At 69.7% G+C, this 20,111-nt stretch carries 18 protein-coding genes and 1 tRNA gene; 7 read left to right on the top strand and 12 right to left on the bottom strand.

Annotated elements, in window-relative coordinates:
• Window positions 1-75 precede the first annotated feature (75 nt).
• Complete coding sequence (locus AC1PK7_RS12010) at window positions 76-1,638, top strand: sodium/sugar symporter (protein WP_481098283.1); 1,563 nt, start codon at window positions 76-78, stop codon at window positions 1,636-1,638.
• Between the two features lie 28 nt (window positions 1,639-1,666).
• Here AC1PK7_RS12010 and AC1PK7_RS12005 read toward each other — a convergent pair whose 3' ends face one another.
• The 3 genes from AC1PK7_RS12005 to AC1PK7_RS11995 form a co-directional block, all read right to left on the bottom strand.
• Entirely contained in the window at window positions 1,667-3,460 is a 1,794-nt protein-coding gene (locus AC1PK7_RS12005) for a sensor domain-containing phosphodiesterase (protein WP_481098282.1), read from the bottom strand.
• A gap of 82 nt (window positions 3,461-3,542) precedes the next feature.
• Complete coding sequence (locus AC1PK7_RS12000; protein ID WP_043091894.1) at window positions 3,543-4,109, bottom strand: response regulator transcription factor; 567 nt, start codon at window positions 4,107-4,109, stop codon at window positions 3,543-3,545.
• Window positions 4,106-5,329, bottom strand: a complete 1,224-nt coding sequence (locus AC1PK7_RS11995) for an ATP-binding protein (protein WP_481098281.1) — start codon at window positions 5,327-5,329, stop codon at window positions 4,106-4,108. The genes AC1PK7_RS12000 and AC1PK7_RS11995 overlap by 4 nt, the downstream gene beginning before the upstream one ends.
• Window positions 5,330-5,453: 124 nt before the next feature.
• On the opposite strand from AC1PK7_RS11995, the gene ispG reads away from it, so the two are divergent.
• The 5 genes from ispG (at window position 5,454) to AC1PK7_RS11970 (ending at window position 11,454) form a co-directional block, all read left to right on the top strand.
• Complete coding sequence (ispG, locus tag AC1PK7_RS11990) at window positions 5,454-6,719, top strand: flavodoxin-dependent (E)-4-hydroxy-3-methylbut-2-enyl-diphosphate synthase (protein WP_019802088.1); 1,266 nt, start codon at window positions 5,454-5,456, stop codon at window positions 6,717-6,719.
• On the top strand, window positions 6,700-7,410 hold the full coding sequence (locus tag AC1PK7_RS11985; RefSeq protein ID WP_481098280.1) for a phosphatase PAP2 family protein: 711 nt from the start codon (window positions 6,700-6,702) through the stop codon (window positions 7,408-7,410). Before ispG ends, AC1PK7_RS11985 begins: the two co-directional genes overlap by 20 nt.
• Window positions 7,411-7,557: 147 nt before the next feature.
• Entirely contained in the window at window positions 7,558-7,851 is a 294-nt protein-coding gene (locus tag AC1PK7_RS11980) for a hypothetical protein (RefSeq protein WP_481098279.1), read from the top strand.
• 355 nt (window positions 7,852-8,206) lie between these two features.
• Window positions 8,207-9,898 (top strand): Hsp70 family protein, encoded by a 1,692-nt coding sequence (locus tag AC1PK7_RS11975; protein ID WP_481098278.1) that lies wholly within the window; start codon window positions 8,207-8,209, stop codon window positions 9,896-9,898.
• Entirely contained in the window at window positions 9,895-11,454 is a 1,560-nt protein-coding gene (locus AC1PK7_RS11970) for a J domain-containing protein (RefSeq protein ID WP_481098277.1), read from the top strand. The genes AC1PK7_RS11975 and AC1PK7_RS11970 overlap by 4 nt, the downstream gene beginning before the upstream one ends.
• Before the next feature lie 4 nt (window positions 11,455-11,458).
• On the opposite strand, the gene AC1PK7_RS11965 is transcribed toward AC1PK7_RS11970, so the two are convergent.
• The 9 genes from AC1PK7_RS11965 to AC1PK7_RS11925 all read right to left on the bottom strand — a co-directional run bounded on the left by AC1PK7_RS11965 (window position 11,459) and on the right by AC1PK7_RS11925 (window position 19,381).
• Window positions 11,459-12,631: a TPM domain-containing protein gene (locus tag AC1PK7_RS11965; protein WP_481098276.1), complete on the bottom strand. Its 1,173-nt coding sequence runs from the start codon at window positions 12,629-12,631 to the stop codon at window positions 11,459-11,461.
• 2 nt (window positions 12,632-12,633) lie between these two features.
• Window positions 12,634-13,371 (bottom strand): aspartate/glutamate racemase family protein, encoded by a 738-nt coding sequence (locus AC1PK7_RS11960; RefSeq protein WP_420009987.1) that lies wholly within the window; start codon window positions 13,369-13,371, stop codon window positions 12,634-12,636.
• A 29-nt stretch (window positions 13,372-13,400) separates the two neighbouring features.
• Window positions 13,401-14,270 carry a DMT family transporter gene (locus tag AC1PK7_RS11955; protein WP_481100886.1) on the bottom strand — a complete coding sequence of 290 codons (870 nt, stop codon included), beginning with the start codon at window positions 14,268-14,270 and terminating at the stop codon, window positions 13,401-13,403.
• 32 nt (window positions 14,271-14,302) lie between these two features.
• On the bottom strand, window positions 14,303-15,346 hold the full coding sequence (gene murB / locus AC1PK7_RS11950) for a UDP-N-acetylmuramate dehydrogenase (RefSeq protein ID WP_481098275.1): 1,044 nt from the start codon (window positions 15,344-15,346) through the stop codon (window positions 14,303-14,305).
• The gene (locus AC1PK7_RS11945) at window positions 15,343-16,398 is read right to left on the bottom strand and encodes a quinone-dependent dihydroorotate dehydrogenase (protein WP_010340031.1); all 1,056 of its coding nucleotides are present in this window, start codon (window positions 16,396-16,398) and stop codon (window positions 15,343-15,345) included. Before AC1PK7_RS11945 ends, murB begins: the two co-directional genes overlap by 4 nt.
• Before the next feature lie 8 nt (window positions 16,399-16,406).
• Window positions 16,407-17,180 (bottom strand): class I SAM-dependent methyltransferase, encoded by a 774-nt coding sequence (locus AC1PK7_RS11940; protein ID WP_481098274.1) that lies wholly within the window; start codon window positions 17,178-17,180, stop codon window positions 16,407-16,409.
• Window positions 17,177-17,458: a DUF4190 domain-containing protein gene (locus AC1PK7_RS11935; RefSeq protein WP_209246641.1), complete on the bottom strand. Its 282-nt coding sequence runs from the start codon at window positions 17,456-17,458 to the stop codon at window positions 17,177-17,179. The genes AC1PK7_RS11940 and AC1PK7_RS11935 overlap by 4 nt, the downstream gene beginning before the upstream one ends.
• Window positions 17,459-17,524: 66 nt before the next feature.
• Window positions 17,525-19,057, bottom strand: coding sequence for an L-piperidine-6-carboxylate dehydrogenase (gene amaB, locus AC1PK7_RS11930; RefSeq protein WP_481098273.1), 1,533 nt, complete (start codon window positions 19,055-19,057; stop codon window positions 17,525-17,527).
• Window positions 19,058-19,304: 247 nt separating this feature from the next.
• A tRNA-Arg gene (locus tag AC1PK7_RS11925) sits at window positions 19,305-19,381 on the bottom strand.
• A 351-nt stretch (window positions 19,382-19,732) separates the two neighbouring features.
• On the opposite strand from AC1PK7_RS11925, the gene AC1PK7_RS11920 reads away from it, so the two are divergent.
• Entirely contained in the window at window positions 19,733-20,080 is a 348-nt protein-coding gene (locus AC1PK7_RS11920; RefSeq protein ID WP_481098272.1) for a hypothetical protein, read from the top strand.
• The last annotated feature ends 31 nt before the right edge of the window (window positions 20,081-20,111 follow it).

The raw sequence follows: 20,111 nt of genomic DNA, 5'->3' as shown, positions 1-20,111 counted from the left end.
GAACGAGCGGCGCCGCCCACGCGGGCGGCGTCATGGACAACGGTGCGACAGGGCTGCGGCCCATAGGAGAAGGCAGTGGGGTTGGCGACGTTGGATGTGGCGATCGTGGTGGTCTACCTGGCGGGCATCTTCCTGCTCGCGCAATGGGTGTCGCGGGAGAAGGCCGGGCACCGCAAGAGCGCGGAGGATTACTTCCTGGCCAGCAAGACCCTGCCGTGGTGGGCGATCGGCGCGTCGCTGATCGCGGCGAACATTTCCGCCGAGCAGATCATCGGCATGGCCGGTTCCGGTTATGCGATCGGCCTGGCGATCGCCTCCTACGAGTGGATGGCGGCGCTGACCCTGCTGATCGTCGGCAAGTTCTTCCTGCCGATCTTCCTGCGCAACGGCATCTACACCATGCCGCAGTTCCTGGAGCAGCGCTACGGCAAGTGGATCCGCACGCTGATGGCGGTGTTCTGGCTGCTGCTGTACGTGTTCGTCAACCTGACCTCGATCCTGTGGCTGGGGTCGATCGCGGTGAGCCAGGTCACCGGCATGGACCAGACCCTGGCGCTGGCCCTGATCGGCGTGTTCGCGTTGGTCTACCAGCTCTACGGCGGGTTGAAGGCGGTGGCGCTGACCGACATCGTGCAGGTCACCCTGCTGGTGCTGGGCGGCCTGCTGGTCGCCGGGCTGACCCTGTCGAAGATCGGCGACGGCGCCGGCGTGCTCGCCGGCTTCCGGCATCTGTGGAACGCGCACCCCGAGCACTTCCACATGATCCTGTCCAAGGACAACCCGTTCTACAAGGATCTGCCGGGCCTGAGCGTGCTGCTCGGCGGCCTGTGGGTGATGAACATCAGCTACTGGGGCTTCAACCAGTACATCATCCAGCGCGCGCTGGCGGCCAAGAACATCGGCGAGGCGCAGAAAGGCATGGTGTTCGCCGCGTTCCTGAAGCTGCTGATGCCGGTAGTGGTGGTGGTGCCGGGCATCGCCGCGGTGGTGCTGGCGCCGGACCTGGCCAAGCCCGACCAGGCCTATCCGACCATGATGCAGTTGCTGCCCAGCGGCATCCTCGGCCTGGTGTTCGCGGCGCTGGTGGCGGCGATCGTGGCCTCGCTGGCGTCCAAGATCAATTCGGTGGCGACCATCTTCACCCTGGATTTCTACGCCAAGTTCCGCCCGCAGGCCGACCAGCCGCAACTGGTGCGGGTGGGCCGGGTGGCCGCGGTGACCTCGGTGCTGATCGGCATCCTCACCGCACGGCCGCTGCTGGGCAATTTCGACCAGGGCTTCCAGTTCATCCAGGAATTCACCGGCTTCTTCACCCCGGGCGTGGTGGTGATCTTCATGCTTGGCCTGTTCTGGAAGCGCGCCAACGAGGCCGGCGCGCTGACCGCGGCGATCGGTTCGGTGCTGCTGTCGTTCGCGCTGAAGAAGCTGTGGCCGGAACTGCCGTTCATGGACCGCATCGGCCTGGTGTTCGTGCTGTCGCTGGTGGCGGCGGTGGTGGTGTCGCTGCTCACCCCGCTGGCGCCGGCGCGCGACCTGATCCGCACCGACGATGTGCGCTACGGCACCACGCTGGGCTTCAAGCTTGGCGCCGCCGTGGTGATCGCGATCCTGGTGACGCTGTACGCGGTGTTCTGGTGAGCCACGGGCCGGCCGTGGCGCGGTGCGCTCAGGCGTCGACGCCCTGCCACGGCTCGGCCAGCCAGGCGTCGAGCGCGTCGGCCGGCATCGGCCGCGCGATCCAGTAGCCCTGGCCTTCGTCGCAGCCCCACTCGCGCAGCATCCGGTACACGGTTTCGCTCTCGATGCCTTCGGCCACCACCTGCTGGCCGAAGTCGTGGCCGAGATGGATCATCGACGGCACCAGCATGCCGTCGCTGCGGCTGCCGGGCAGGGCGCGGATGAACGACTGGTCGATCTTCAGCGCGCTGGCCGGGATGTTCTTCAGGTAACCGAGGTTGCTGTAGCCGGTGCCGAAGTCGTCGATGGCGATCTTCACCCCGAGCGCGCTGATCTGCTGCAGCTGTTCGGCGACCCGCTGCGGATCGCGGATCATCGCGCTTTCGGTGAATTCGATCTCCAGCGCGCCGGGCGCCAGCGCGTGCTGCTGCAGCAGCGCCTGCAGGCGGACGATGAAGTCGACCTGCTCCAGATCCACCGCCGACACGTTCAGCGAGACGCTGAAGCGATAGCCGCGCTGCTGCCACAGCGCCGCCTGGGCGATGCCGGTGCGCAGCACCCAGGCGGTGATGCGGCTCATCAGTGCGGTCTTTTCCGCCAGCGGGATGAAGTCGTTCGGCGCCACCGTGCCCAGCAGCGGATGCTGCCAGCGCAGCAGCGCCTCCACGCCGACGCATTCGCCGCTGCGCAGGCTCACCCGCGGCTGGTAGTGCAGGCTCAGCTGGCCTCTGGCGTCCAGCGCCTCGGGCAAGGCGGCGAGAATGCGGAAGGCGTTGCGCTGGTTGGCATCGTGGTTGCGCTCGTACAGGCTCCAGCGCTGGCCGCGCTGGCGCGCCATGTCCACCGCGGTGGTCAGCGAGCGCACCGTGTGGTTGGCGCTGAGCGCACCGTCCAGGCGCACCGCGCCCAGCGAGGGACTGGCCGCATGCGGGATGCCCTGGTGGTCGATCGCCGTGGCGAAGGCGTCGCAGACGTGCTCGCACCAGTACTCCAGATGCGCGGTGTCGCTGCCTTCCATGATGAACACGAAGCTGGTGGTGTCGATGCGGTACAGCGGCAGGGTGCCCAGGGCCTTGCGCAGGCGGTCGCGTGCGGCCAGCAGGTAACCTTCTGCGTACTCCCAGCCCAGCGCCTTGACCATGTCGCGGAAATAGTCGATGCCGCATACGTCGATCGCCACCGCGGTGTCGTGCTGGTCCGCGGTCTGCAGCGACAGCCACATGGTCAGGTCGTCGTTGAAGCGGCTGCGGTTGGGCAGGCCGGTCAGCGCATCGACGAAGCCGCTGTTGCGCAGGGTGTCGATGCGCACCATCAGCAGGTCGCGCAGGTCCTGCAGGGTGCGGCGCGCGACCTCGTCGAACTCGTGGCGCGGCTCGGTGTCGATCACGCACAGCGTGCCGAGGCTGGCGCCGTCGGCCATCAGCAGCGGCGCGCCGGCGTAGAAGCGGATGAACGGCGGTCCGGTGACCAGCGGGTTGTCGCAAAAGCGCGGGTCCTGCCGCGCGTCGGGCACCACCATCAGTTCCGGGCTGTGGATCGCGTAGGCGCAGAACGCCTGGCTGCGCGGCGTCTGCGGCACCTCCAGACCGACCCGGGACTTGAACCACTGGCGCTGTTCGTCGATCAGCGAGACCAGCGCGATCGGCACCCGCAGGTAGCGCGACGCCAGTTGCGTGACCAGATCGAAGACCTGATCGGCCGGCGTGTCCAGCAGGCACAGCTGGCGCAGGGCGTTGAGCCGTTGCGGCTCGTCCAGCAAGGCGGGTGGGGGAGACTTCAGCATGCCGGGTTATCGGCCCGGTACCAGGGGACTTGAGCGCTGGCCGGAAGGGCGGTTCAGGCTGCCGCGTCGCCGCGCCGCACGCTCAGCGCGGAGGATCTCGCTGCGGGCTGGGCCGCTTGGCCAGCTTGCGCTGCAGCGAGCGGCGGTGCATGCCGAGCAGGCGCGCGGCCGCGGACACGTTGCCGCCGGTCTCGTGCATGGCCTGCTGGATGTGCTCCCACTGCAGGCGGCTGAGCGGGGTCATCGCGTCCGGCACGTCGCTGCCGTCCTCGTCTTCGTCCTCCTCGGCCTCCAGGCCGATCGCCCGCAGGATCATCGGCACCGTGGCCGGCTTGGGCAGGTAATCGTCGGCGCCGAGCTTGATCGCCTCCACCGCGGTGGCGATGCTGGCATAGCCGGTGACCAGCAGGATCTGCATGTCGGCGCGGATCGCGCGCAGCGGCTGGATCAGCGCCAGGCCGGATTCGTCGCCGAGCTTGAGGTCGATCAGCGCGTAGTCCGGCGGCGCCTCGGCGGCCAGCGCCAGCGCGGCGGCGGCGCTGTCGGCGGTGCGCGTCTCCAGGCCGCGGCGGGCGAGGGTGCGCTGCAGGGTGCGCAGGTACAGCGGATCGTCGTCGACCAGCAGGCCCAGCGGGGTTTCGGTGTTCATGCGGAGCTCTCCAGGGCGAGCAGCGGCAGGCGGAAGCCGACCCGGGCGCCGTGGTCCGGCGCCGGCTCGGTCCACAGTTCGCCGCCCAGGCGTTCGATGGTCGCATGCGACAGCGCCAGGCCCACGCCCATGCTCTCGGGCTTGCCGCTGCGGAACAGGGTGGCCGGCAGGCCGACCTGGTTGGCGTCGAAGCCGCCGCCGTAGTCGCGCACCTCGCCGACCAGTTCGCTGCCGGTGACCCGCACGTTCAGGTCCACCTGCGGATGGCCGGCGCGTTCGCCGGCGTCGGCGGCGTTGTTCAGCAGGACCTGCAGCAGGTGGCCGATGGCGCTTTCCATGCGTAGCTGCAGCGGCGCGTCGTCGTTGCGGCGCAGCCGCACGGTCGGCCGCACCAGTTGCCACTGGTGCAGCACCTGCGCCAGCGACACCGTCTGCCCGCCGGCGCGCTGCGCCGGTGCGGCCAGCGCCAGCACCCGCTCGCGGCACTGCACCAGCAGTTCGCGCAGCGTGTCCAGATCCTCGCGCAGTTCCGGCTGGGTGCTCTGTTCGGCGATGTCGTCGGTGAGCAGGGTCATCGTCGCCAGCGGCGTGTTCAGCTCGTGCGCCACCGAGGCGGCATGGGTGGCCAGGGCGACGATGCCCTCGTTGCGGGTGAAGCGCTCGCGCAGCAGCGCCAGCTCGCGCTCGCGTTCGCGCATGGCGATCGCCAGGCGGGTGGAGAACACCAGCACCACCACCGTGGACAGCAGGAAGTTGGCGGCCATGCCCCAGCGCTGCAGGTCCAGCGCCTGGTAGGGGCCGTGCGGCAGCGGCAGGCCGAATACGGCGCTGACCGTATAGCCGGCCACGCAGGCCAGCGCCACCGCCAGCGCCCAGCGCAGCGGCAGCGCCAGCACCGCCAGCGCGATCAGCACCAGGAACAGCGAGCCGAAGGCGTTGCCGATGCCGCCGCTCCAGCCGACCATCCAGGTCAGCACGGTCACATCGACCAGGATGTGGCCGAAGGCGGTGGCCGGGGCGGCCGAGTCGGCATGGCGCAAGCGCAACTGCGCGTACAGGTTGAACAGCGCCAGCACCGCCACGCCGGCCCACAGCGGCGCCTGCGGCAGCGGCAGCTGCAGCGGCCAGGTCGCCACCAGGATCGTCGCGGCCTGGCCGGCGGTGGCCAGCCAGCGCAGGCTGCACAGGGTGCGCAGGAAGGAGGCGTCGGTGGAATCCATGCTGCGCATCGTATGCGCTGGGCCGGGGGCCTGCCTGCGACAAACCGTCGCAGCGGCGCCGTCTCGCTGAATCGGCGGTGCCGGCGCGTGCGGCAGGAGGCGCCGCGCAGGCTAAAATAGGCGCATGTACGATGCCGTCAGCCGCCCCACGCCTCCCGCCGATGCCGCGCCCTGGGCGCGCCGTCTCACCCAGCCGGTCCGCATCGGCGGCGTCACCATGGGCGGCGGCAAGCCGGTGGTGGTGCAGTCGATGACCAACACCGACACCGCCGACGTCGCCTCCTCGGTCAAGCAGGTGGCCGAACTGTGGCGCGCCGGCTCGGAACTGGTGCGCCTGACCGTCAACAATCCCGAGTCGGCCGCGGCGATCCCGCGCATCGTCGACAAGCTGCGGATGATGGGCATCGAGGTGCCGCTGATCGGCGACTTCCACTACAACGGCCACCAACTGTTGGCGGCGGAGCCGGCCTGCGCCGAGGCGCTGGCCAAGTACCGGATCAACCCCGGCAATGTCGGCTTCGGCAAGAAGAAGGATACCCAGTTCGCGCAGCTGATCGAATTCGCGCTCAAGTACGACAAGCCGGTGCGCATCGGTGCCAACTGGGGCTCGCTGGACCAGGCGCTGGCGGCGCAGCTGATGGACGAGAACTCGCGGCGCGAGGTGCCGTGGGATGCCGGCCGCGTGCTGCGCGAGGCGTTGATCCGCTCGGCGCTGGATTCGGCCGAGCGCGCGGTGGAACTGGGCCTGGGCCGCGACCGTATCGTGCTCAGCTGCAAGGTCAGCGGCGTGCAGGAACTGATCGCGGTGTACCGCGACCTGGCGCAGCGCTCGGACTTCGCCCTGCACCTGGGCCTGACCGAGGCCGGCATCGGCAGCAAGGGCATCGTTGCCTCGGCGGCCGCGCTGGCGGTGCTGCTGCAGGAAGGCATCGGCGACACCATCCGCATCTCGCTGACCCCCGAGCCGGGGCAGTCGCGCACGCAGGAAGTGATCGTCGCCCAGGAACTGCTGCAGACCACCGGCCAGCGCGCCTTCACTCCGCTGGTCACCGCCTGCCCGGGCTGCGGCCGCACCACCTCCGAATTCTTCCAGGAGCTGGCCAAGGTGGTGCAGAACCACGTGCGCGCGAAGATGCCGGAGTGGAAGGTGAGCCACCCCGGCGCCGAAAGCATGACCCTGGCGGTGATGGGTTGCGTGGTCAATGGACCGGGCGAGTCGCGCCACGCCAACATCGGCATTTCGCTGCCCGGCACCGGCGAGGCGCCGGCCGCACCGGTGTTCATCGACGGCGAGAAGAAGGTGACCCTGCGCGGCGAGAACATCGCCCAGGAGTTCGTGGCGCTGATCGACGAGTACGTCGAACGCACCTATGTCCGCCGCACCGGGTGAGTCCGCCGCCGAGGCGGCCGGGCTGCGCCGCTGGTTGCGGCTGAACGCCTGGCGCGTGGTGCTGCTGTTCGCCGGGGTGCTGCTGCCGCTGGGCGTGTTCGTGGCCCTGGCCGAGGACGTGCACGCACTCGAAGACCTGTATTTCGACGAGCCGCTGCTGTGGAGCATGCGCGGCCTGACCAGCCCCGGCTGGGACCGCTTCTTCACCGTGATCACCGAGGCCGGCTACCAGTACGGGGTGATCCCGCTGGACACGCTGATCGTGCTGGCGCTGCTGGGCTTGCGCCGCTGGCGCGAAGCGCTGTTCGCGGCGCTGTCCTTCATCGGCTCGGCGCTGCTGAACATGGGCGCCAAGCAGTTCTTCCAGCGCGACCGGCCGAGCCTGTGGGAGTCGATCGCGCCCGAGCACCACACCTTCAGTTTCCCCAGCGGCCACGCGATGGGCTCGATGACCCTGGCCGCGGTGCTGATCGCGCTGAGCTGGCGCACCCGCTGGCGCTGGCCGGTGCTGTGGCTGGCCGGCAGCTTCACCCTGCTGGTCGGCATCTCGCGGGTGTACCTGGGCGTGCATTACCCCTCCGACATCCTCGGCGGCTGGAGCGCGGCGCTGGTGTGGGTGGTGGGGCTGTACCTGCTGCTGTTCCGCGGCGCACGCCGGCCGCGCTGGCGCGTGCGGCGCGCCGTGTCCTAGCGGCACCGTTCGATGCGTGGCGACGCAACGTAGCGCAGCGCGCTCAAGTTCCGTTGGCGTTCGCCGATAACGCGATCTTGCAGGGATAGGGGGCAAGCAGGGGATGGACGTCGAACGGCGCAGCAATGCGGCGGCGGAACTTCGTCGATGAGTCGGGCCGCCGAGGCGCTGGGACTGCCGCCAGATGCGGGCGCGCGCGCGATCAAGCGCGCCTACGCGCTGCGCTTGAAGACCACCCGGCCCGACGACGACCCGGTCGCGTCCCAACAGTTGTACGCGACCTATCGGGCGGCATTGGCCTTGGCGGAAGCGCCGACGTGGCTGCATCACGCGAGCGCCATGATCGATGACCTGCAGGTCGATGTGTCGCTGGTGCCACCGGCGGCAGTGCGTCCGCTGGTCGTGGGCCCCTGGCCGATCTCGTGCACGCCCCGGTGTTGAAGGCCGAACTGGCGCCTCGCGCATTGCTGGGCGCTGCCGTCCGCCAGTATCGTCATCCTGTCGGGATGCGGTGTGGCGGATTGGGGGTGGCCGTCGGTTCCGCGCTCGCCTACGTCGCGACATCCCGCATGGCAGGTTGCATGGATACCGAATCCCGAAAGGCGATCATCCCTGGGCTCGGCGTGGAGGGGGTGCTATGCGTACCTCCGGTCATCGCAGTCCAGGCCGGTGCCTGGCCCGGCACGTGGTCGCGCTGTTGTTCCGGGCCATCTCGCTGATCCATGACACGCAGCATCGCGCCCTGCACAGGCACGTCTAGAATTTTCATAATGGATAGGGACACAAGGATCCGCACATGATCGTAGGTATCGACCTCGGCACCACCCACTCGCTGATCGGCATCCACGACGCCGACGGTGGGCGCCTGTTCGCCAATCCACACGGCGGCCTGTTGACCCCGTCGGTGGTCAGCGTCGACGACGATGGCAACCTGTTGGTCGGCCAGCCCGCCCGCGATCGCCTGGTGACCCATCCGGGCCACAGTGTGGCCGCGTTCAAGCGCTGGATGGGCAGCCCGCGCGAGACCAGGTTGGGACAGCGCAGTTTCCGTCCGGAAGAGCTGTCGGCGCTGATCCTGCGCTCCCTGATCGCCGATGCCGAGGCCGCGCTGGGTGAGAAGGTGGAGGAAGCGGTCATCAGCGTGCCTGCCTATTTCTCCGACGCGCAACGCAAGGCCACCCGGGTGGCCGGCGAACTGGCCGGCATCCGCGTCGAACGCTTGATCAACGAGCCGACCGCCGCCGCGCTGGCCTACGGGCTGCAGGAGCGCGGGGGAGAAGGCCGCGTGCTGGTGCTCGATCTCGGCGGGGGCACGTTCGACGTGTCGCTGTTGGAAATGTTCGACGGCGTGGTGGAAGTGCATGCGAGCGCAGGCGACAACTTCCTCGGTGGCGAAGACTTCCTGCAGGTGCTGGTGGACGGTTTCTGTAGCGAGCATCGGCTCGATCCGGCCAAGCTCGCGCCCAGCGACAGCGCGCAGTTGCGGCGACGGATCGAGCAACTCAAGCGCGAACTGAGCACCCAGGCGCAGGCCGCAGTGAGCCTGAGCATCGCCGGGCAGGCGTACAGCTGGGAGATCGACGAGTCGCGCTTCGCCCAGCTGGCCGAGCCCTTGCTGCAGCGCATGCGCGCCCCGATCGAACGTGCGCTGCGCGATGCCAAGCTGCGGCCGTCGGAGCTGGACGACATCGTGCTGGTCGGCGGCGCGGTGCGCATGCCGATGATCAGCCGCCTGGCCACGCGCATGCTCGGCCGCCTGCCGCTGCGTCACGTCAATCCCGACCATGCGATCGCCCTGGGGGCGGTGGTGGCGGCCGGTCTGAAGAGCCGCGACGAGAGCCTGCGCGAGGTGGTGTTGACCGACGTCTGTCCTTATACGCTGGGAACGCAGGTGTCGCGCCGCGGCGGCGATGGGCAACTGCGCAACGGGTATTTCCACCCGATCATCCCGCGCAACAGCGTGGTGCCGGTCAGTCGCGAAGACACCTTCTATCCCATCCACGAGCGCCAGACCGAAGTGGTCATCGACGTCTATCAGGGCGAGAACCCCATGGTCGAGCGCAACATCAAGCTCGGCGAAGTGCGGGTGGCGCTGGATCCCAAGCGCCCGCGCAGCGAGCAGAGCGTGCTGACCCGATTCACCTATGACGTGGACGGATTGCTGCAGGTCGAGGTGGTCGAGGAGGCCACCGGCAAGCGGCACGAATTGATCCTCGAACAGAATCCCGGGCTGCTCGACCGCGACGAAATCGCCCGGCGCTTGCTGGCGCTGGCCGAACTGAAAGTGCACCCGCGCGACCAGCAGCAGAACCTGGCGATGCTGGCACGCATCGAACGCGTCTACGAGGAGTACATCGACGAACGCCAGACGCTGCAGCATTGGCTCGACCAGTTCCGCGCGGTGCTCGAAAGCCAGGAGACGGTCCGTATCGAACGCCATCGCCAGGAACTGGCCCAGGCACTGGACGAGCTGGAAGCGCGCGCATGAGCTGGGCATTGGCGGCATTGGGGCTGGATGAGGACGCCGACGAGCGCGCCATCAAGCGGGCCTACGCCGCGCGCCTGAAGGTGACCCGTCCGGACGAAGATCCGGCAGGCTTTCAGCAACTCCACGAAACCTATCAGGCGGCGCTTGGCTGGGCGCGGCACTTCGCCGCTGCGCATCGCCTGGCCGAGCCGGCCGTCGAGGGCCTGGAACACCAGGATGATGTACTGCAGGCGCAGGCGGATGCTGGGTTTGCACGGGCTTCCTTGGTGCAGGAAACCGTGTCGGCGCCCACGCAGCGCGATGCCGACGCGCTTCAGCCTGCCGACGTCTCGGAAGCGCCCGAACGTTTCGCGGTACCTGAGGCTGCCGAAACGCCAGCCATCCGCCATCCTGCTGTCGCAGCAAGAATCGCGTTTGCCGAGACGGAGCCCCCGTCCGTGGACATGGCGCAGATGCAGGTGCGCATCCTGCATCAAGCGCAGCAACTGGAACCGGCAGCGCTGCGCGCGTGGCTGCTCGCGCAACCGGAGCTGTGGTCGCTGGACCACAAGCCGCAGATCGGTGCCGACCTGCAGCGCCATCTGCTCGAACACGAGGAAACGCTCAGCCTCTACCACTATGAGGTGCTGGCCGATTTCTTCGACTGGGAACAGGCACTGGACGCTCCCGATCCCTATCTCGTGCAGCATGCCTGCGCACGGATGCATCAGCGTTGGCGGCTGCAACCGTCCGGCCATGGAGAGCTGAGCGAGGCGCTGCGGCGGCGCGGTGACCCAGATGCGTCGGTTCCCTATGTGCGCAAGTTGCTGGGGTTGCTGGGCCCGACGGCGTCCGACAGTGCGGTGTTCGCGGCGATGCTGTGGCCAGGCCGGCCCACCCGCATGCGGCGGCTGCTCGAACTGATCGGCTACGTGCCGGATGGTCGCAAGCCACCGCCGCCGTTGCAGCGTGAGCGTGCCAACACCTGGTACCTGGCCGGCGAACGGCACATGTTCAATCCGATTGCCTTCATGGTCGGCGTGGCGCGTAGCCTGATCGCGGCAGCAGCCTTCCTGCTTCTGTGCCTCTTGTTGGCGATGCTCGACCGCAATCCGGCACCCGGTGTCTCGCCGATGCTGAAGGCCGGCGGCTACGGCGCCGCTCTCATCGTGGGCGGCTGGCTTGCCTGGGATTGCTTCGCTTCGCTGCTACGTTGGCAGTCCCGACACGAAACCGATGCCTGCGTCAGACGCCCGCTGGTGCAGCGCTTCTTCATCCCGATGCTCGGCATGGTCGCCATTGCATGCATTGCAGCGGACAAGTCCTGGGCTGCCGCAGCCATCGCCTTGCCACTGTTGGTGATCGCGGTTGTACGCTGGATGCGCCGTGCTGGATACCGGCTTCAGCTGGAATGGGGTTGGGGCTGGGTGTGGGCTGGATTCTTTGTGCTCAAGGCTGCTTTCTTGGGGGTCGGGATGTTGGTCCTCTACCCGCAGGTCGCGCTCGGCGGCACCGCGATCGCCTGGCTTGGCGATCTGATCTCGCAGCGGAGAGCCAGAAAGAGGGCGGTGGCCTGAGCGATTACCAGCTCGAACTGGCGCCGCCGCCGCCGGAGCTGCCGCCGCCGGAGGACGAGTCGCTGCTGGAGGACGAAGACGAAGACGAGGAAGACGATCCTGCGGACTCGGCCGCGGCGCGTTCCTTGGCGGCCTGGGCGGCGTAGTAGCTGGCGGTGTAGGCGAACACACCGGGCGCGGTTTCGGCGATGTGGCCCTTGCGAATCAGCGCACTGCGCCGCCGTGCGAGCGCCTGCAGGAAGCGGCTGTAGCGCTGCGGCGAGCGGTAGCGCTGCGTGGCGACGGCCAGGGTCAGCACCAGGATCAGCAGTTCCAGCGCCAGGAAGATCACGTACATGGTCATCGACCTGGCCGACAGCAGGAACACGAAGATGCCGGGGTTGGCGCTCAGGAACAGGCGGATGAACCACGCCCAGAAGCCGCCGCGCGCGGTGTCCTGCACCAGTTCCTCGGGCTTGCCCGACAGGCGTGGGTGCCGCCGTAGCAGGCGCCTGCGCAGGATACCGGTCCAGGCACTGCGCAGCGGCAGCAGCAGCCATACCAGCACCAGCAGACCCGCCCAGGCGATGGCGCCCCGCCGCCAGTCCATGCCGTCGTCGGCCGGTTGCGCCAGTTCGGCGACGGCTTCGGGATCCTGCGCGGCGGCGCGGCCCATGAAGTCGAAGGCGGCCACGATGGCGTCGGCGGTCTCGCCCTGGCGCAGGCGCGGCGCCAGGTAGTCGTCCAGCGCGTGCCGCGCGACCACGTCGGGCAGCACGCCTTCCAGGCCATAGCCGACCTCGAAGCGCGAACGCCGGTCCTGCATCGCCAGCACCAGCAGCAGGCCGTTGTCGCTGCCCTGCCGGCCGAGCCGCCAGGTGCGGAAGGCGCGCTCGGCCAGGCGCTCGATCGATTCGTCCTGCAGCGACGGCACGATGTAGACCGCGCCCCAGATGTGCTGACGTTCGCGCAGGCGCTGCAGCGCCGCGTTGATCCGCTGCGTGTCGTCGGCGCTGAGCGCGCCGGCGGGATCGACCACGTTCGGCGTGTAGGGCGGAATGGCGACGGCACCGCGGCCGAGCGCCGGCCACAGCAGCAGGGCCAGGACCAGCAGCGTACCGAGCCGGAACGGCGCCCAGGCGCGCAGCGTGGCGGGGCTGCGGCGCGGGGTGGTGACGTGTGGACGCTGTTTGCGCATCGCTAGGCCAGGCTGTGCAGGGCCGCAGCCCGCGCGTGCAGTACGGTCGTGTCGAACAGCGGCACCGCCGCGTCGGCGGGGCCGACCAGCAAGCCGATCTCGGTGCACCCCAGGATCACCGCCTCGGCGCCCTGCGCCTGCAGCCCCGCGATCACCTCGCGGTAGCGCCGCCGCGACGATGCCTGGACCAGGCCCTGGCACAGTTCCTCGTAGATGATGCGGTGCACGTCCTCGCGCGCCGGCGCATCCGGGATCAGCACCTCGAAGCCGCGCCGCTGCAGCCGTTCGCGGTAGAACGCCTGCTCCATGGTGAAGCGGGTGCCGAGCAGGCCGACGCGGACGATGCCGGCGGCCTGCAGCGCATCGGCGGTGGCATCGGCGATGTGCAGCAGCGGCAGCGGCACCGCGGCGGCGATCGCGTCGGCGACGCAGTGCATGGTGTTGGTGCACAACACCAGGAAATCGGCGCCGCCGGCCTGCAGTGCGCGCGCCGACGTCGCCAGTGCGGCGCCGGCCGCATTCCAGTCGCCGTCGCGCTGGTACTGCGCGATCTCGTGGAAGTCCACGCTATGCAGCAGCAGCTTGGCCGAATGCAGCCCACCCAACTGTGCGCGCACCGTCTCGTTGATGTGCCGGTAGTAGGGCAGGGTGGATTCCCAGCTCATGCCGCCGATCATGCCGATGGTCTTCATCCTGGGTCGCTTGCTGCCGTCTTGAGTGCGCGAGGATGGTAGCGGCATCGGCCGCGCGCAGCGACCGCGCGTGGCACTCAGGCGTCCAGCGTCGGGGGCGTGCCGGCACCGGCGCGTGCCGCGCGCCGCGCCAGCACCGCCTCGCGATGGGCGATGTAGGCGTTGGCGCCGAGGATCACCACTGCGCCCAGCACGGTGCCGCCGTCCGGTGTTTCGTCGAACAGCCACCAGCCGAACAGCGCCACCAGCGGCAGCTGGGTGAAGCTGATCGGGGTCAGCGCGGAGACTTCGCCGAGGCGCAGCGCGTGCGTCCACAGCAACTGGCCGAGGGTGCCGAACAGGCCGGTGGCCAGCAGCCACAGCCAGTCGATGCCCTGCGGCCAGCGCCACACGAACAGCGCCGGCAGCAGCGACATCGGCACCCAGAACGCGTAGGTGTAGAACACCACCGTGTTGGCGTCATCCACCCGCGCCAGTTGCTTGATCTGGATCGCGACCAGGGCGCTCATCACCGCCGCCAGCACCGCCACCAGGGTGCCGGGGCTGAACGCGGCGGCGCCGGGGCGCACGATCAGCAGCACCCCGACGAAGCCGCACAGCACCGCCAGCCAGCGCCGCAGCCGCACCGTCTCGCCCAGCCACAGCGCGGCGGCCAGGGTCGCGAACAGTGGGGTGGAGTAGGACAGGGCGATCGCCTGCGACAGCGGCAGATGGCCGATTGCCCAGAACCCGGCCAGCATCGACACCAGGCCGATCGCGGTGCGCAGCAGGTAGCGCGGCAGTTGCGCGGTGCGCGGCCATGGCCGGCCCGGACGCAGCAGCATCGGCAACAGGAACAGCAGGCCGAACAGGTTGCGGAAGAAGGCGATCTGCAGCGTGGACAGCTGCGCCGATGCCAGCCGGATCGCGACGACCATCAGCCCGAAGGCCATCGTACTGGCCAGCATCAGCAGCGCCGCGCGCAGCGGCGTGGGCGCGGCTACCACTGCGCGCCGACGATACGCGGTTCCGGCTCCAGGATGACGCCGAAGCGCTCGCCCACCGAGGCGGTGATGCGCCGCGCCAGCGCCAGCAGTTCGGCGCCGCTGGCCTGGCCGTGGTTGACCAGCACCAGCGCGTGCGCGGCGGACACGCCGGCATCGCCGTCGCGGTAGCCCTTCCAGCCGCAGGCCTCGATCAGCCACGCCGCCGACAGCTTGCGCTGGCTGTCGTCGTCGCCGGGAAACACCGGTAACGCCGGGTGTTCGTGCTGCAGCGCCAGCGCCTGTTCCAGCGGCAGCAGCGGGTTCTTGAAGAAGCTGCCGGCGTTGCCGAGCACGTCCGGGTCGGACAGCTTGCGCCGGCGGATGTTGATCACCGCCTGGGCCACGTCGGGCGCACCGGGGGTGGCGATGCCCATCGCCTGCAGTTCCTCGCCGATGCCGGCGTAGTCCAGGCGCAGCGCATGCAGCCGCGGCAGGTTGAACTCCACCGCGGCGATCAGGTAGCGGTCGGGCTGGCGCTTGAACAGACTGTCGCGGTAGCCGAACTCGCAGGCGGCCGCGTCCAGCCGCACGAAGCGCGCATCGGCACGATCGTAGGCCTCGACCACGTGCACGAACTCGCCCATCTGCGCGCCGTAGGCGCCGATGTTCTGGATCGGCGCGGCGCCGACCGTACCGGGGATCAGCGCCAGGTTCTCCAGGCCGGACAGGCCTTGCGCCAGCGACCACATCACCAGCTCGTGCCAGCCCACGCCGGCGCCGGCGCGGACGATGGCGTAATCGGCGCGGTGCTCCAGGGTGTCGATGCTGCGGTTGGCGAAGCACAGCACCACCCCGGGCGCGTCGCCGGCGAACAGCATGTTGCTGCCGCTGCCCAGCGGCAGCAGCGCGGCGCCGGCCAGTTCCGGCGCCAGCAGCGCCTCGGGCAGCGCCTCGGGCGCGAAGATCTGCAGCAGCCACGGTGCCTGCGCGGCGACGTGGAAGGTGTTGAGCGCCTGCAGCGGCGCCTGCGCGGTGAGCGACCAAGCCGTCGTGCTCATGGCGCGACCACGTCCCCGCGGCTGGGCGCTTCGCGGCGCCGGCGCATCGCCTCGACGCACTCGCCGATCAGCTCCGGACCGCGGAACACCAGCCCGCTGTAGCACTGCACCAGGGCCGCACCGGCGGCCATCTTCGCCACCGCGTCGGCGCCGGAGAGGATGCCGCCGACACCGATCAGCGGGATGCTCTCGGGCAGGCGCGCGCGCAGCCGGCGCAGCACCAGGGTGGACTGGCCCAGCAGGGGCGCGCCGGACAGGCCGCCGCTTTCGGCGCCCAGCGGCTCTTGCTCCAGGCCGGGCCGGGCGACGGTGGTATTGGTGGCGATCACCCCGTCCACCTGCAGGTCCGACAGCACCCGCGCCGCCGCGTCGATGTCGCTGTCGCTCAGGTCCGGCGCCACCTTGACCAGCATCGGCACGCGCTTGCCATGGCGCGCGGCCAGCGCTTCCTGCGCCTCGCGCAGCCGCGCGATCAACTGCCGCAGCGCCTGTTCTTCCTGCAGTTCGCGCAGGCCGGCGGTGTTGGGCGAGGAGATGTTGACGGTGACGTAGTCGGCCAGCGCGTAGACCTTCTCCAGGCAGTGCAGGTAGTCGGACGCGGCGTCCTCGTTCGGGGTGTCCTTGTTCTTGCCGATGTTGATGCCGAGCAGGCCGCGCCGGCGCCGCGCGCGTTCGACGTTGCGCACCAGCGCGTCCACGCCCAGGTTGTTGAAGCCCATGCGGTTGATCACCGCCTGCTGCCGTGGCAGGCGGAACATGCGCGGCTGCGGATTGCCGGCCTGCGCGCGCGGGGTGACCGTGCCGATCTCGACGAAGCCGAAGCCCAGCGCCAGCAACGCGTCGATGTGCTCGCCGTTCTTGTCCAGGCCCGCGGCCAGTCCGACCGGATTGGGAAACTCCAGGCCGAAGGCGCGCGTGGGCATCGGTGCGATCGTGCGCGCCAGCAACGGATTGGTGCCGGTGCGGTAGGCCAGTTCGATCGCGCGCAGGCCCAGGGCGTGGGCGCGCTCGGCGTCGAAGGCGAACAGGAACGGTCGGGCGAGGGAATACATGGCGTGGCTCAGGTCAGCGTCCCGGCGAAGGCGCGGGTGCGGTAATGGAACGCGACGACGCCGTCGCGCTGGTGCCGGTCGAACAATGCACGCAACGCCTCCAGCATCGGCGCGTGGCGCGGGTGGCCGGGCAGCGGCGCGTAGGAGGACGACAGCAGGCGACCGCGCAGCGCCTCGAAGTCCATGCGCTGTTCGTTGGGGAACTGCGCGGTGCCGCGCAGGCCGTCGCCGAACCAGCGCTGCATCGTGGCATCGTCGTGGTAGCGCTCGGCCACCGCGCTGTAGTCGGTGCCGTACTCCAGCAGCAATTGCTCGTAGCCTTCCAGGAACGGCGTGGCGTCGAGCAGGCGCGAGTTCCAGTAGACCAGCGCCAGGCCGCCGGGGCGCAGCACCCGCGCCCATTCGCGGCGCACCGCCTCCAGGTCGAACCAGTGGAAGGCCTGTGCGGCGCTGATCAGGTCGACGCTGGCGTCGGCCAGGGTGGTGGCTTCGGCGCTGCCGTCGATGGCGCCGAAGCCCGGCTGGTCCCGCAGCAATTCCTCGGCGGCCGCGCGCATCGCCGCGTTCGGCTCCACTGCCAGGGTCGGGTGCCCGGCCTGCAGGAACAGGCGGGTGGAGATCCCGGTGCCGGCGCCGATGTCGGCGACCAGCGCGTCGCGGGCCACGCCCAGCTCGCCGTGCACCCAGTCGAGCAGGGCCGGCGGATAGCTGGGGCGATAGCGCACGTAATCGGCGACGCGGTCGCTGAAGCGCTCGCGCGGCGCGGCGGCGTCCCGGCTCACGACTGGGTGCTGGCGAACCACGCCAGCCCGCCGAAGAACAGCACGAAGGCCAGCACCGCCAGCACGGCCAGCACCACCGCGGCCCAACCCAGGATCAACCCGCCCACCGCCAGGCCGTCGCCCTGGAAGCGCTGCGGCTGGCGGCGGATCTGCGCGCGCGCCAGGTGCCCGGTGACGATCGCGCCGAGGCTGCCCAGCACCGGCATCAGGGTCCAGCCGAGGATGCCGGCGATCAGGCTGACCACCGCCAGGGAATTGGTTTCGCGCACCTGACTCATCGCGCTCGCTCCTTGCAGAAGGAAAGGGAGCGGCGGCCGCAGCGCGCGGCCGCCGCGCTCACTGCGTCACAGATCGAACTTGATGCCTTGCGCCAGCGGCAGCGAATCGGAGTAGTTGATCGTGTTGGTCTGCCGGCGCATGTACACCTTCCACGCATCCGAGCCGGATTCGCGGCCGCCGCCGGTGTCCTTCTCGCCGCCGAAGGCGCCGCCGATCTCGGCGCCGGAGGTGCCGATGTTGACGTTGGCGATGCCGCAGTCGCTGCCGGCCGCGGACAGGAACTTCTCCGCCGCCTTCAGGTTCTGGGTGAAGATCGACGAGGACAGGCCCTGCGGCACGCCGTTCTGCATGTCGATGGCCTCGTCCAGGGTGCTGTACTTCATCACGTACAGGATCGGCGCGAAGGTCTCGTGCTGCACCACCTCATCGCTGTTCTTCAGGCCGGTGACGATGGCCGGCAGCACGAAGTTGCCCGGACGGCCCAGCGCGGTGCCGCCGGTCTCGACGGTGCCGCCGGCGGCCTTGGCCTTGGCGATCGAGTCCAGGAACTGCTCGACCGCGCCGCGGCTGTTCAGCGGGCCCATCAGGTTGGCCGGGTCGGTGGGGTCGCCGATCTTGCCTTCGACCTGCTTGTAGGCCTTGACCAGGGTCGCCAGCACGGTGTCGTAGATCGATTCGTGCACGATCAGGCGACGCGTGGTGGTGCAGCGCTGGCCGGCGGTGCCGACCGCGCCGAACACGATGCCGGGCACCGCCAGCTTCAGGTCGGCGCTCTCGTCGAGGATGATCGCGTTGTTGCCGCCCAGCTCCAGCAGGCAGCGGCCCAGGCGGCGCGCGCACTTCTCGGCGACGACGCGGCCGACCTGGGTCGAGCCGGTGAAGCTGATCAGCGGGATGCGGGCGTCCTCGACCAGGCGCTCGGACAGCGCCACGCCGGCATCGTTGATCAGGAAGAAGATGTCCGGGAAGCCGGCATCGCGCAGCGCGTCGTTGCAGATCTTCATCGACGCGATGGCGGTCAGGGGGGTCTTGTTGGACGGCTTCCAGATGCAGATGTCGCCGCAGATCGCCGCCAGGAACGCGTTCCAGCTCCACACCGCGACCGGGAAGTTGAACGCACTGATGATGCCGACCAGGCCTAGCGGCTGGTACTGCTCGTACATGCGGTGGCCGGGGCGCTCCGAGTGCAGGGTGTAGCCGTACAGCATGCGGCTCTGGCCGACCGCGAAATCGGCGATGTCGATCATCTCCTGCACTTCGCCGTCGCCTTCCGGCTTGCTCTTGCCCATTTCCAGCGCGACCAGCGAGCCGAGCGCGTCCTTGTGCTTGCGCAGCGCCTCGCCGCACAGCCGCACCGCCTCGCCGCGGCGCGGGGCCGGGGTGGTGCGCCAGACCTTGAACGCGGCCTGGGCGCGGGCGATCACCGTCTCGTAGTCCTGCTCGGTGGTGGCCTGCACTTCGGCGATGATGGCGTTGCTCGACGGGTTCAGCGGCTGCAGTACGCCGGCGCCGGTGGCGCTGGACCACTCGCCGTTGCCGAGATAGGTGCCGGAGTTGGTGGCGGCGAGGCCGAGCGCCTTGAGCAGGTCAGCGGACATGGAATCTCCTGGGTTCGTTGCGACAGGGAAGGCGACCGCAGGCGGGGGACGCGGGACGCGCAGCCGGTAATTTTAGCAGACCGGACGCAGCCAGCCGCCGCCGCTGCCGGGCTGGGTGCGCTGTGAGCGCAAAAGCCCGCCGGCGCGCCGTCGTGGCGGCTGCGCCACGTGTTTCGGCAAGCAAAGAGGGAGGGCCGAGGGGAGGGCGCTGCCGGCACGCGCGCCGCTGCCGCCGACATGAACGAAATGGTGACCCCGGCGCGATTCGAACGCACGACCTGTCCCTTAGGAGGGGACCGCTCTATCCAGCTGAGCTACGGGGCCATTGGCCTGCCGGGAATTCTACGACGCTGAATCGCGCGTTGTCGCCCCGGCTTGCAATAACGTCCTCTACACCTTGTGCCGACGCGGCCTGAGCATCGCCCTGCGTAGGCTGCGTACGTCCGCCACTGCGGCGTCCCGACGGCTCGCTTTGCGATCCCGGGTTGCCGCAGCGGCGACGGACGAGGACGGAGTCGCATCCGCCGCGTCTGCTACAAGCGTCCCGTCCGCACTGCCTGCGGCGGGGCGATCGCCGCCGCGCATCGGCGGTTCTGGTCGCCTCGGGCTGGCGTGACCGCCGGTTGTCGGCATGCCCGCAGCGATTCCCACCCCTATGCGAAGCAGGAGTTACAGATGAAAACAGCGCTGAAGATGGTCCTGGTCGGTTCGATGCTGGTCGCCCTGGCGGCATGTAAGCGCGATGGCGATCACCCGGCCAATGATCCGAATGCGGCCAACCCGCCGGCTGCGGCCGACGGCAGCCCGGCAGGCGGCAGCACCGCCCCGGCCGGCAGCACGGCCCCGGCGGGCAGCACCAGTGGCGACGCCAGCGGCACCGCGACCGGCACCACCGGCACCGATGCCGGCCAGGGCACGATGCAGGGGCAGGACGGCACGTCGCCGACCACGCCGCAGGACCCGGCCAACCCGGATCCGCAGCAGCCGACGCAGACGCCGCCTGCTGATCAGAAACAGCAGTAAGGCTTGCGCAAGCGCGCGGCGCCACAGGCGT

The sequence above is a fragment of the Xanthomonas sp. NCPPB 3174 genome (assembly GCF_056725205.1).
This window is presented reverse-complemented; position numbering and strand designations above follow the sequence as displayed.